Source organism: Rhizobium sp. CB2179 (assembly GCF_057653455.1).
Genome location: NZ_CM172781.1, coordinates 2257076 through 2269447, shown reverse-complemented (window position 1 = coordinate 2269447; position 12372 = coordinate 2257076). Strand labels below are relative to the sequence as shown.

The window sequence follows — 12372 nt, the reverse complement described above, 5'->3', positions numbered from 1 at the left end:
CGTTAATCCATAGCCAACGAGGTATGGATTGTAGATGTCGGACACCCAGGACGTGCTCTTCAGAACGCTCGCCGATCCGACCCGGAGGGCTCTTTTCGAACGGCTGTGCCGCGAAGGAGAGAAGACGGTCGGGGCTCTGACGGCTCGGGCCGGGGTCTCGCAACCGGTTGTCTCGAAACATCTCGGAATTCTAAAGCAGGCGGGATTGGTGCGCGACCGCCATGAAGGGCGGCAGACACATTATAGCGCCCAGCTCGGCGCGCTGGCGCCGCTGGTCGACTGGACAAGCGAGATGGCTGGCTTTTGGCAAAACCGGTTCGACCAGCTGGAAGATCTATTGAAAAGGATGGACCAATGACCGAAATTTCAAACGAAACCCGTTCCGTCATCGTCGAACGAGAGATCCCTTTTCCGCCGGAAAAGATCTGGCGCGCGCTCACGCAGCCGCATCTGATTGCGGACTGGCTGATGAAAAACGACTTCGTGCCGATCGTGGATCAGCGTTTCAAGCTGAGCGCGGATTGGGGCTCGGTCGACTGCCAGGTCCTGGAAGTCGAGCCGAATAAAACCCTGTCTTACACCTGGGCTGCCTATGATCTCGAAAGTGTCGTCACCTGGACTCTCACGCCCACGGGCGCGGGCACGCAGCTGCGCATGGAGCAGTCGGGCTTCCGGCCGGATCAGCGGCAGGCCTACGGGGGTGCCAAAAGCGGTTGGCCGCAGTTCTTCGCAAATCTCGAGCAGGTCCTGACGCGGATCGAGTGAGGCCGCGGCCAAAACGGATCACACCATCGGCTTCGCTTGTTTTCGCAGGAGGGTCCCTTGAATTGGAATAACTGGCTTCGGCAGATCCACCGTTGGCTGTCCATTGCCTTTACGCTGGCCGTCATAATTAATATCATCGCGATGGTGCAGGAGAAATCGTCCGTCTGGGTAGGTCTCACGGCGCTGCTGCCGCTGACCTTGCTGCCGCTGACCTTGCTGCTGCTCACCGGTCTCTACCTGTTCGCGCTGCCATATGCCACCCGGTGGCGCGGCGCGGGACGCAGCGGAGGGTAGGAGTGAAGGCAATGTCCGGGAAGACATCCAAGGCCGTGGCAAAGGTCACGAAGAAGACAGCCGCCAAGCCTGATACCGCGGAGCCGACCCTTCTCTCGGGCGGCAACCCTCAGATCGCCAAGGGTTACGGCGACGCTCCCGTGCAAGCCTACATCGCCGCCATGCCGGGCTGGAAAAGCGACGTCGGGCGCCGTCTCGACGCGCTCATCACCCGTACCGTTCCCGACGTACACAAGGCAGTCAAATGGAACTCGCCCCTTTATGGCATGGAAGGGCAGGACTGGTTTCTCGGTGTCCATTGCTTCGCAAAATACATCAAGGTTGCTTTCTTCCGCGGCACGTCGCTCAGTCCCGTTCCGCCCGGCGAGTCCAAACAAAAGGAAGTGCGTTACTTCCACATTCATGAGGAAGACCGACTCGACGAGGCCCAGCTCGCCGCCTGGGTGGAACAGGCAAGCCAATTGCCCGGCGAACGAATGTGAGCGGACGCGTAGATTTAAGCGTTAGAGCGTCCTTTGTTCGTTCGAAAAGACGCACGGCGCTTAGGCCATCAGCATTTAAGGGATGAAGGGGAGATATCGATGAATAAAGCCACGGCAACCCTGAAGAAGAGCGGCTCCAGCGAAGAGAAGGACGGAGACTCTCCTTCTCGTTTGATCGATGCGAGAATCGAGGAGTTGAGCGATTGGCGCGGCGAGATGCTCGCTCGGGTCCGAACTATCATCAAGCAGGCCGTGCCCGACGTGGTCGAGGAATGGAAGTGGAGAGGCGTTCCGGTGTGGGAGCACGCCGGGATCATCTGCACCGGCGAGACCTACAAGAGCGTGGTGAAACTGACCTTCGCCCAGGGCGCCTCGCTGGAGGACCCTTCAAGCCTCTTCAACTCCAGCCTTGACGGCAATACCAGGCGCGCCATCGATTTCCACGAAGGCGATGAGGTTGACGAGGAGGCGTTGAAGGCGCTCATTCGCGGTGCTGTCACACTCAACACTTCAAAGCGGGCCGCGGCTCGTCCTGCCGGCTCGCGGAAGAAAGCAAGCAACGCTTGAGGCTTGGCTTATTTCGCCTGAAACGCATCGCGTCAAACTTGATTCATGCGAGACGATTCAGTTTTGTGCGCCATGCGATCAGTGGATCGGGCTTTCCTCGCGCTCGAGGAAGAGTTCCAGATTGTCGAGGCCGATCTCGGTGCCCTGGAGGCGGGCACCGTTATCGGCGTAGCCGTCGAGGAATACCACCTGTTCGGTGAAGATCATTTTCGTGCCGCCAGGTGCGGCTTCGAAGGCAACGGTTGTGAGAGACGCGGAGATGCGGCTTTCCCCAAGCTTCATCTCATAGGCATAGACGATGCGGGCATCGGGCACGATATCGATATAATGGGCGTCATAGGCGTGCAGAAGGCCGTCAGTATCGGCGACGTAGTTCCTTTCCGTGCCGCCGGGGCGGAAATCGAGCCCGTAGTCCAGCGGCACCCACTCGCCATGGCATGCGAACCATTGGCGTTTGGCCTCTGGCACCGACCAGGCGCGGAAGACGCGGGCGACGGGCGCCTTCAGGTGACGCTCGATGACGAGGGTGGCGTGTTCGGCGGATCGTGTCGTCATTCGGGAAGGCTCTCCGTTTCATTGGCGAGAAAGTGGTCCAGCCTGTCGAAGGTGGTCGTCCATTGGATCTTCCGCTGTTCCACCCAGCGCTCGACGGCGGCAAACGCGTCCTGCTGCAGGCGGTAGGTTCGCACCCGGCCTGATTTTTCGGAGAGAACGAGACCGCTCTCCTCCAGCACCTGCAGATGTTTCATCACCGTCGGCAGGGCAACCGCGAGCGGTGCGGCCAGTTCGGTGACGGAGGCTGGGCCACGGCCGAGGCGGTCGATCATGCCGCGGCGGCTGCGGTCGGAAAGCGCATGGAACATGCGGTCGAGATTTGCCTGGCTTTCGATCATCCCGCCGCATCCCGGAAGCGGGCCGGCAGCCTCTCTTTGTAGGGATAGAACTTGAAGTAGGGGCTGGCCTCATCCAACGCCCTTGCAAAGGACGGGCGTGCCAGCAGCCGATCGTAATAGCCGCGAAGGTTCGGGTGTTCCGATGAAAACGGAACCAGCGTTTCGGCATAGAAAAGGGCGGGGGCGGCGGCGCAATCGGCCATGGTGAAGCCGTCACCTGATATCCATTGCTTGTCGGCGAGCTGCTTTTCGATCATTGCATAGGCGGTGGCGAGTGTCGCCCTGGCGGCGGCTACCTCAATCTCGTCCGCCGTGCCGTCGGGGCGCCGGCGATTGCTGACGATGGTCTGCATCGGCGCCTGGACATAGTGGTCGAAAAAGCGATCCCAGAGACGAACCTGCAGCGCCCGGTCGATCTCCGGCGGCAGCAGGCGAACGGGGCCGGCATAATATTGCTCGAGATATTCGATAATGATCGATGTCTCGGGAATGGTGCTGTCGCGCGCCTCGTCCCGCAGCAGCGGCATCTTGCCGATCGGCCAGAAGCGAAAGAGATCGGCGCGCGAGCTTTCGTCGGAAAGATCGACGATGCGATTCTCGAAGGGAGTGCCGTTTTCATAAAGCGCGATAAGTACTTTGTGGCAGAAAGAGGCGAGCGGATGCCCATAGAGCACGAGCGACATGCGGCGACCTTTCCTATCGTTGCGGTAAACTTTACCGATCGACTAACTATCAGGTCATGACACATTTCGCAACAGATACTTCGCCAACCGTGCAAGTATTCCGTCAGCCGATCTACCAGGTGTTGGCGTCAGCCATTATACCGGGCGATCACCAAATGGCCTGGTGTCGGCCGGCCTTCTTCCATGCGCACGTTGATATCCGATATCTCGACGAGTTCGAAACCCGTGGCCGTCAGGCGTTCTCTGACATAGGCGTCGGCATGAGCGAAGCGCTGGTGCGGGCCGACCATATAGGCGCGGCCGGCGAGAATTTCCTCAGGCAGGGTTTCCGAGGAGAAGATGAACAATCCGCCCGGCATTATGTTCTCGGCGGCGCCGAAGAACAGCGGTTCGAGTGCGCCGAGATAGGGCAGCACGTCGGTGGCGGCGATGATGTCGAAGGCTTCCTCGTCGTTGTCGTCGAGGAAATCCTCGACCTCGGCGACGAAGAGCGTCTCGTAGAGATCCTTCTCATGGGCGATCTCGACCATTTTCTCCGATATGTCGATGCCGGTCATATCAGCGCAGAGGTCGCGTAGCGCGCCGCCGGTGAGGCCCGTGCCGCAGCCGAGATCGAGCAGCCGCTTGAACGGTCCGAGCTTCAGCGCCTGCAGGCGCTGGCGCACCAGCATCGGCACGTGATAGCCGAGCTGCTCGACGAGCACGTCCTCGAAAACCTCGGCATGCTGGTCGAACAAGGTCTCGACATAGGCATCGGGCGCCTTGACCGGCGTTTCGCCGCGGCCCATCGCGGCGATGCGTACGGCCGCACCACCGTGATCGTCGGGATCGAGTGCCAGGACTTCCTCATAGGCTGCAACGGCCGCATCAACATCTCCGGCCTTTTCCAGCTCCAGCGCGCGGTTGTAGGCCTCGCCAAGGGCATCTTCGTCGATCTTCTTTGCCATCACAGTCCATCGTCCTTTTGTTTCAGGCATGCGTCTAAGACGGCTTTCGATGTTTTGCAATGGCGCGATTGCGGGCGCAGAATGGCCGAAAAGAAGACGAAGGGAGGAATGAGCCATGAAAATGGAGGAAGACGGGACTTCATCGGCAAGGGAAGGAGAGGGCGGGTGGCCATTGCTGCTGCCTAGCACACCAGGCGAGGTCACCAATACGCTCTGCCATTATTACCGCGGTGAACTCGGGCGGATGACGAGCTGGCGCGACCGCATCGACCGGACGTCCAACTGGGCGATCACGGTGGTCGCCGCACTCCTCTCGGTGTCGCTGTCGACGCCGACCTCGCATCACGGAGTGCTGTTGTTCGGGATGATGCTGGTGACGCTGCTTCTGATGATCGAGGCGCGGCGCTACCGCTTCTTCGATATCTATCGCGCTCGCATTCGCCAGATCGAGCGCTGCTATTTCGCACAGATTCTGGCGCCCGACCCCAATGCCGGCAGCGAATGGGCAGTGGTGGTCGCCAGTAGCCTGCGCAAGCCGCGCTTTCTGCTCAGCTATCAAGAGGCGATGCACCGCCGGCTTAAACGCAATTACGGCTGGATGTATTTCATCCTGTTGCTCGCCTGGTGCCTGAAGATCTCGACGCCGAAACTGCAGACGGAGGGAATGCCGGCGCTGCAGGCGCAGTCATGGGCCTATGTCATCGACAATGCCGTGCTCGGGCCGGTTCCCGGCCTTGCGGTCATTGCAATCGTCATCGCCTTCTATGTCGGCATGCTCGGTTTCGCCCTGCGCTCGGATCGCGACGAAGGCGAATTCGGCCATGGCGAAGCACATGTCTGATCTGGTGAGCATGATGTTCTACGAAAAGCCGTTCACACTTTTCGGCATCATGCTCCAGAACCGATCAGTGCAGGATCAACTCGCCCTTCAGTGCCCGCCACTCGGTTGCCGAGATCAGCTTGCGGTGGATGTAGCGCACCGAATGCAGCGGTCCGTCGAGCTTCTCTTCCCAGAATTTCAGGAAGCCGCGCATTTCGGGAAAATCGGGGGCGAGGTCGTAATCCTGCCAGACATAGGTTTGTAGGATCACCGGGTGGTCCGGCAGGCGGTAGAGGATCTGGGCGGTCGTCAGACCATAGCCCTTCAGTTGTTTTTCCATTTCCTTGTGCATCGTATTCCGCTTCTTCTTGTTCCCACTCGCGCGCTTATTAGCGCTGCATGATATGGAAACATGCGAGTGGTTAACGGAAGCTTTACAGATACTTCGTAAAAGGGCAATTTATTTTTAATATCAATGGTTTGGCAGCATCGTCCCGAGAGTGCTGCCAAAGGCTCAGCGCTTGAGATGCCGGGTCAGGCGGCGCTCGAACCAGGCCCAGAGATGGCGTAAGGCTTCGACGATGGTGAGGTAGAAGATCGCCGCCCAGAGATAGGTCTGGTAGTCGAAAGTGCGGGAGAAGGCGTAACGGGTTTCGCCCATCAGGTCGAGTACGGTGATGATGGCGACGACCGCCGAGCCCTTGATCAGCAGGATGATTTCGTTGCCATAAGGGCGAAGTGCGACGATGAGAGCCTGCGGCAGGATGATCTTGCGGAAGGCGATGAACTTGTGAATGCCGAGTGCGGCGGCCGCCTCGTGCTGGCCATGCGACACGCTTTCGATGGCGCCGCGCAGGATTTCCGCCTGGTAGGCCGCGGTGTTGATGGTCATGGCAAAGAGGCCGCAATACCAGGCTTCGCGGAAGAACCACCAGATGCCGACGGCCTCAAGCTGCGGCCGGAATATGCCGAGGCCGTAATAGACCAGGAACAGCTGGGCAAGCAGTGGCGTGCCGCGGAAGAAATAGATGTAGCCGTAGGCCAGCGCATTCAGCACCCGGTTCTTTGACATGCGCGCCACGGCGAGCGGCAGCGACAGGATGGCGCCGCAGATAACGGAAATGAAAACGAGGCTCAGCGTTATCCAGAGGCCATGGAGATAACGCGGCCCGTAGCGGGTGAATTTTTCCGGATCCCAGCCATTGATGACGGAGATCACCAGGAGCACCCCAAGCAGAGCCCAGAGAGCGACGAGGATATAGCCGGCCATGCGCGCCGGTGTCATCGGCTTCATCACTTCCCGGGGTGCGGGCTGCGGCGGGATCAGTGTTTCGGCGTAGCTCATCGGCGGATCTCCGAACGCTTGGCCCAGCGCTCGACATAGACGAGCAGAAAGGAGGAAAGGATGGCGAGCACCAGATAGAGGCAGCAGGCCAGACCATAGAAAAAGAAGGGTTCCTTGGTCACGCGTACGGCGACACTCGTCTGGCGCAGGATATCGGCAAGGCTGATGATCGAGACGTAGGACGTGTCCTTCAGTAGGACCATCCAGAGGTTCGTCAGTCCCGGCAGCGCGATGCGCACGAGCTGCGGCAGGACGATGAGGCGCAGCGTGCGGCCGCGATGCAGCCCCAGCGCGTCGCCCGCCTCATATTGTCCCTTGGGAATGGCGCGGAAGGCCGAGAGCAGCACTTCCGAGCAGTAGGCGGAGAAGACGACCGAAAGCGCGATGACGCCGGCGAGGAAGGCGTTGATCTCGATCGGCGGTCCGTCATAACCGACGAAGGTCAGCAGAGACTGGATTAGCATCTGCATGCCGTAATAGATGATGAAGAGCGTCAAAAGCTCCGGCAGGCCGCGGAAGATCGTGGTGTAAATACCGGCCGCCAGGCGCAGCGGCTTTTCCTCCGACTGCTGGCCGAGCGCCACCAGGAAGCCGATGGCGAGGCCGATCGGCAGGGTGACGATCGCCACTGAAATGGTGACCTGCAGGCCAAGTGCAATCTCGTCGCCCCAGCCGGTATCGCCACAGGCAAGGATCGTCGACTGACCTAACCACGTGAAGATGCCAACGGGTCCGCACAGCGGATCGAATATGTGCACAATCCAGCTCCAGAAGGAGCTCAGCGCGGAAAATAATCCGCCCATGCGAGAATTCCCCTCACGGCTTTTGCCGTTTTAATCTTGCAATCCTTGTCAAACAAAAATGGCGGAAGAGCAAGCCTTCCGCCATTACCTTCGTCGGCCAGATAACGAATTTCTTATTGGCCGTAAACGTCGAAGTCGAAGTACTTGTCCTGGATCTTCTTATATTCACCGCTGGCGCGGATCGCAGCGATCGCCGTGTTCAGCTTTTCCCTGAGCGGATCGCCCTGGCGGATAGCAATGCCTGCGCCGTTGCCATTGATTTCCTTGTCGACCGGCAGGGTCGTCAGGATCTTGCAGCAAGCGCCGGCGTCGGACTTGACCCATTCGGAAAGAACGACGACGTCGTCGATGACGGCGTCGACACGGCCGCTGGCAACGTCGAGCTTGTATTCGTCAGCGGTCGGATAGAGCTTGAGCTCGGTGTCGGCGAGATGCTTTTCGGCGTAGTTGGCGTGCGTCGTGGAGGTCTGCGCGCCAATCACCTTGCCTTTGAGGCCGGCGACGTCTGATATCGTCGAATCCTTCGGCACGGCAATGGCCGGCGGGGTGTTGTAGTACTTGTTTGAGAAGTCGACGAGCTTCAGACGCTCCGGCGTGATCGACATGGAGGAGACGATCATGTCGAACTTCTTGGCGTTGAGCGCCGGGATGATGCCATCCCAGTCGGTGCTGACGAAGGTGCATTCAGCCTTCATCTCGGCGCAGAGCGCCTTGGTGATATCGATGTCGAAGCCTTGGATGGTGCCGCTGGCATCGACGAATTCGAAGGGCGGATAGGTCGAATCGGTGCCGATCACATATTTCTCGCCATCGGCCATGGCCGATCCGGCAAAAAGGGACATCGCCGCGATCGAGGCTGCCGCGAAAATACGGGTAGAATTAAGCATGAGGATCCTCTCTGTTGGTAGCCGTCGCTCCTTATTTCTGTTGGGCTGACGGCCGCAGTTCAACGGTGCCGAGACCGCCTTGCGGCGATAATCAGACTTTTTTTCATGGAATTGCAACACAAATCCCATCGCAATTGTGCGGTGCAAATAGCAGGCGAGATGAACGCCGGCAGACTGCAACATTCACGCGAGGTTAATCCCCAACTTCTTAGAACCGGAACAAATCGGCGGCTCGGCAATTGCCATTCCGCCGTTTCGCCTCAATGCGAAGCTAGGGGCGGAACCAGGGCCTGGCGGCCTCAAGAAGCTCAAACAGGATCGAGGAAACCCGATGGGCATGAAATCAAGATTGTTCGCAAGCGCGGCTTTTCCGTTGCTTTCTCTTTCGCTGGCTTTGCAGCCGGCAGCGGCGATGGCGGCCGTACGTGACGTCGCGACGCAGGCTTCGCCCGTGCGGCAGGCCGAGCAGGGCAGCTTCCAGGTGGCGCAAGATGCGCCAGCCGAGGTGGCGCAGGATGCGCCTTCCGAAGAGGAGTTGCTGAAGAAGAAGCGCAAGCAGAAGGAGGAAGCCCCGGCCGAACAGGCGCCCGCCGCCGAGAAGCCGGCGCAGCAGGAAGCGCCCGCGGAAAAGCCGAAGGCTGAGCGCAAGGAAGCTCCGGCGCCGGAACCCAAGGCAGAGCCGGAGGCGCCCAAGGCCGAAGCAGCGCCGAAAGAAGAGCCTGCTCAGCAGCCGGAAAGCAAGCCCCAGCGGAAAGCCAAATCAGAAGCGCAGCCCGAGGCCGAGCAGCCGGTAACCCAGGAAAAGCCGAAAAAGCCGAAGAAGACGGAGGCGCAGCAGGCCGAACCAGAACAGCAGCCGGCAGCAAAGGAAGCTCAGCCGGAAGCGGAGCAGGCACAGCCCGAAGCCAAGCCGGAAGGCGGCAAACGGGATAAAGGACAGGACAAGGCCCAGGGCCGGGATAAAGGCAAGGGCAAGGCTGAAAAAGAAGCTCGGCCTGCCGCTCCCGAAGCCGTGAAGCCGACTGCGGAATCGGCCAAGCCCGAAGCCACGCCTGAAGCAAAACCCCCCGCCGAGGCGCCGGCCGAGAAAAAGCCGGCAAAGGGTGAGACTGCAGCACCAGCAGACAAAGCACCCACAGACAAGGCGACCGAAGACAAGGCGGCGGCACCGGAAGCTGCCCCCGCCGAAAAGCCCAAAGATGGCACGGCAGCAAAGCCTGCCGGTGAACAGCCCGCCGGCGCACAGCCGACCGCGCCCGCAACTGACACTGCCCAGCCGCTGCCGGATGCCAGCGGCGGCCAGCAGGCGGAGCAGGCTATTCCGGCGCCGGAAAAGGCTTCGCCCGAGGAGCTGGAACGCCGCAAGAAGATCGCGGCAGATCCGGCCAAGAGCAGCGAGACCGTCGTGCTGCCCGTGGAGAACGGTGCGGCCGTGCTCGACAGCGACAAGGATGCCGACCGCAGCAAGGGCCGGGAAGGCCGCCGCGACCGCGACAGGCAGCGCGCCGACAGCCAGGAGGTGAAGGTGCCGACCTCGGATGCCGATGCACAGGCCGCCACCGGCGGCAAGGCGCCGGCGCCGGTCAAACTCGAGGCGGTGACGCGCGAGAAGGGCAGGAAGCTCGACGAGCGGCCACGATTCGTCCGTCCCGACGGTGCGCGCTTCGACGACCGTGGGAGCGACGACAGCCGTGTGATCATCCAGTACGACAACAGGACGATCGTGCGCGGCGACGATGACAGGCGCTTCCTGCGCGACGGCGAACGGCCGAGCTACGAAGAGCTGTCCGGCGACCGCTACCGCGAGACGATCACGCGGCCGGAAGGCTATCGCATCGTGACGATCCGCAACCGCTACGGCGACATCATCCAGCGGTCGCGCGTCGATGCCCGCGGACGCGAGAACGTGCTCTATTATTCGCAGGATCTCTATGACGATCCGGACCGCGACTATTTCGAGGATCCGGGTGCCGACCTGCCGCCGATGCGGCTGCGTGTGCCGCTCAGCGACTACATCATCGACACCCGCAGCGACCCGAACCGGGACTATTACGAGTTCCTGAGCGAGCCGCCAGTCGAGCCGGTCGAGCGCGTCTATTCGCTGGATGAGGTGAAGTACTCGGCCCGTATCCGCGACAAGGTACGTCGCATCGACCTCGACACGATCACCTTCGCGACCGGCAGCGCCGATATCCCGATGACCCAGGCGCGCACCTTGCGCAAGGTCGCCGACGCGATCAGCCAGGTACTCGAGAAGGATCCGAGCGAAACCTTCCTGATCGAAGGTCATACCGATGCCGTCGGCTCTGACCAGAGCAACCTGATCCTCTCCGACCAGCGGGCGGAATCGGTCGCCAACGTGCTCTCCGACGTCTACGGCATCGCGCCGGAGAATCTGGCGACGCAGGGCTATGGTGAGAGCTACCTGAAGGTCAACACGTCGGCCCCTGAGCAGGAAAACCGCCGCGTCACCATCCGCCGCGTCACGGCACTGGTCCGCCCGGTCGCTGCCAACAAGTAACGATGTTGCCCCTCCCCATTTTCGGGGAGGGGCATTTCGGTCTTGCTTCTTCTTTCCAAGTGGCTTGAAGGATGGTTGAGAAGTGCGGCTCGCTCTTCTCCCCGGCGGGGCGGTGCCGGCAGGAGAGCGGATTGTCGTCGACTATCGAGGCATTGCCACGCCCTTTAGCGCCTATGCGGCGCTGCCGACGCCACGTATCTTTTGATTCATACGGCGCAGATCGCGGTGTCCGAATGTCCTCTTGGGGGATTGCCGTATAAGTTCACGATGCTTCTTAGCCCACCGTGTCTCCGGTACTTTTAAGGAAAAAGTGCATTTTTTGAGTATCAATTGGAACGCTAATCCTGTCATCCGGTCCAACGCGCGATGACGCGTGGATCTGGGCAGTAAAGGGTGCTGACCCGACCTTGCCGATCGCCAGTGTGTATGGACCGAGAGGCTCGATATCGGCGACCTGAAGGCTCACAGTTGGAAAGTTGGGATCCCCAGCCATAGTATGCTCCGGTCGAATTCCGAGAACCACTGACTGTCCCACTGCCGCCGAAAGGCGCTCCGCTTTTTGCGTAGGAACTGCAATGTCGACGCCACCTTCAGCTTGGAAGGCAATTCCACCGGAGTTTTGCACAAGTCGCCCTTCGATGAAATTCATGCTTGGCGAGCCGATGAAGGCAGCGACAAAGAGATTCTTCGGGGATTCATAAAGGGTGATCGGATCAGCGGCCTGCTCGATCCGCCCTTGATTCATAACCACGACCCGATCTGCCATCGTCATCGCCTCTACCTGATCGTGTGTAACGTACACGATCGTGGTTTTGAGTCTGCGGTGTAAGAGCTTGATTTCTGTTCGCATTTCAATGCGCAATTTAGCGTCGAGGTTGGACAGTGGTTCGTCGAACAGGAACACATCCGGCTGGCGAACGATCGCTCGGCCAATTGCCACTCGTTGGCGTTGGCCACCTGAGAGCGCGTTCGGCTTGCGTTTCAAATAGGCACCGAGATTGAGAATGCGCGCCGCATTTGCAACGGCGGCATCGATGTCCTGCTTCGGCGTTCCGCGCACCTTCATGCCGTAGCCGATGTTTTCGGCGACTGTCATATGCGGATAGAGCGCGTAATTCTGAAACACCATCGAGCAATTGCGCAGACCCGGGCGCAGCGCAGTAACGTCCCGCTCGCCAATACGTATTTCCCCTGATGTCGTCTGTTCCAGCCCCGCGATCATCCGCAGGGTGGTTGTCTTCCCGCAGCCGGAAGGCCCGACAAGAACCACGAATTCCTTGTCGGCAATTGCCAAATCGAGCGGAGGAATGACCTCAACGCTACCAAAGGATTTGGTGACCTGATCCAAACGCACCTGGGACATGC

The 12372-nt window shown here is 60.2% G+C and carries 16 protein-coding genes; 7 read left to right on the top strand and 9 right to left on the bottom strand.

Annotated features, from left to right (window positions below):
- The first annotated feature begins 34 nt into the window (after positions 1-34).
- From AC244Q_RS11315 to AC244Q_RS11295, 5 genes are all read left to right on the top strand, one after another.
- A complete protein-coding gene (locus AC244Q_RS11315; protein ID WP_003540367.1) occupies positions 35-358 on the top strand; it encodes an ArsR/SmtB family transcription factor in 324 nt (107 codons plus the stop codon).
- Entirely contained in the window at positions 355-765 is a 411-nt protein-coding gene (locus tag AC244Q_RS11310; protein ID WP_012757776.1) for an SRPBCC family protein, read from the top strand. Before AC244Q_RS11315 ends, AC244Q_RS11310 begins: the two co-directional genes overlap by 4 nt.
- A gap of 57 nt (positions 766-822) precedes the next feature.
- Positions 823-1059 carry a hypothetical protein gene (locus tag AC244Q_RS11305; protein WP_113548314.1) on the top strand — a complete coding sequence of 79 codons (237 nt, stop codon included), beginning with the start codon at positions 823-825 and terminating at the stop codon, positions 1057-1059.
- A gap of 11 nt (positions 1060-1070) precedes the next feature.
- The gene (locus AC244Q_RS11300; protein ID WP_113548341.1) at positions 1071-1541 is read left to right on the top strand and encodes a DUF1801 domain-containing protein; all 471 of its coding nucleotides are present in this window, start codon (positions 1071-1073) and stop codon (positions 1539-1541) included.
- Between the two features lie 99 nt (positions 1542-1640).
- Positions 1641-2108, top strand: coding sequence for a DUF1801 domain-containing protein (locus AC244Q_RS11295; protein ID WP_113548315.1), 468 nt, complete (start codon positions 1641-1643; stop codon positions 2106-2108).
- Between the two features lie 78 nt (positions 2109-2186).
- Here the strand turns inward: AC244Q_RS11295 and AC244Q_RS11290 are convergent, their stop codons facing one another.
- The 4 genes from AC244Q_RS11290 to AC244Q_RS11275 all read right to left on the bottom strand — a co-directional run bounded on the left by AC244Q_RS11290 (position 2187) and on the right by AC244Q_RS11275 (position 4631).
- Entirely contained in the window at positions 2187-2663 is a 477-nt protein-coding gene (locus tag AC244Q_RS11290) for an SRPBCC family protein (RefSeq protein WP_012757772.1), read from the bottom strand.
- On the bottom strand, positions 2660-3001 hold the full coding sequence (locus tag AC244Q_RS11285) for an ArsR/SmtB family transcription factor (RefSeq protein WP_113548316.1): 342 nt from the start codon (positions 2999-3001) through the stop codon (positions 2660-2662). Before AC244Q_RS11285 ends, AC244Q_RS11290 begins: the two co-directional genes overlap by 4 nt.
- Positions 2998-3684, bottom strand: a complete 687-nt coding sequence (locus tag AC244Q_RS11280; protein ID WP_012757770.1) for a glutathione S-transferase family protein — start codon at positions 3682-3684, stop codon at positions 2998-3000. Before AC244Q_RS11280 ends, AC244Q_RS11285 begins: the two co-directional genes overlap by 4 nt.
- A gap of 128 nt (positions 3685-3812) precedes the next feature.
- Complete coding sequence (locus tag AC244Q_RS11275) at positions 3813-4631, bottom strand: class I SAM-dependent DNA methyltransferase (protein ID WP_012757769.1); 819 nt, start codon at positions 4629-4631, stop codon at positions 3813-3815.
- A 115-nt stretch (positions 4632-4746) separates the two neighbouring features.
- Between AC244Q_RS11275 and AC244Q_RS11270 the strand changes: the two genes are divergently transcribed.
- Positions 4747-5472, top strand: a complete 726-nt coding sequence (locus tag AC244Q_RS11270) for a DUF2270 domain-containing protein (protein WP_012757768.1) — start codon at positions 4747-4749, stop codon at positions 5470-5472.
- 64 nt (positions 5473-5536) lie between these two features.
- Here AC244Q_RS11270 and AC244Q_RS11265 read toward each other — a convergent pair whose 3' ends face one another.
- The 4 genes from AC244Q_RS11265 to AC244Q_RS11250 form a co-directional block, all read right to left on the bottom strand.
- Entirely contained in the window at positions 5537-5803 is a 267-nt protein-coding gene (locus AC244Q_RS11265; protein ID WP_012757767.1) for an usg protein, read from the bottom strand.
- A gap of 162 nt (positions 5804-5965) precedes the next feature.
- Positions 5966-6796 (bottom strand): ABC transporter permease, encoded by an 831-nt coding sequence (locus AC244Q_RS11260; protein WP_012757766.1) that lies wholly within the window; start codon positions 6794-6796, stop codon positions 5966-5968.
- Positions 6793-7599, bottom strand: a complete 807-nt coding sequence (locus AC244Q_RS11255; RefSeq protein ID WP_003560027.1) for an ABC transporter permease — start codon at positions 7597-7599, stop codon at positions 6793-6795. The genes AC244Q_RS11260 and AC244Q_RS11255 overlap by 4 nt, the downstream gene beginning before the upstream one ends.
- Positions 7600-7712: 113 nt before the next feature.
- On the bottom strand, positions 7713-8486 hold the full coding sequence (locus tag AC244Q_RS11250; protein ID WP_003560025.1) for a transporter substrate-binding domain-containing protein: 774 nt from the start codon (positions 8484-8486) through the stop codon (positions 7713-7715).
- A 331-nt stretch (positions 8487-8817) separates the two neighbouring features.
- Between AC244Q_RS11250 and AC244Q_RS11245 the strand changes: the two genes are divergently transcribed.
- Positions 8818-11007, top strand: coding sequence for an OmpA family protein (locus AC244Q_RS11245; RefSeq protein ID WP_113548317.1), 2190 nt, complete (start codon positions 8818-8820; stop codon positions 11005-11007).
- 274 nt (positions 11008-11281) lie between these two features.
- Here AC244Q_RS11245 and AC244Q_RS11240 read toward each other — a convergent pair whose 3' ends face one another.
- Positions 11282-12370 (bottom strand): ABC transporter ATP-binding protein, encoded by a 1089-nt coding sequence (locus AC244Q_RS11240; protein ID WP_113548318.1) that lies wholly within the window; start codon positions 12368-12370, stop codon positions 11282-11284.
- Positions 12371-12372: the final 2 nt, after the last annotated feature.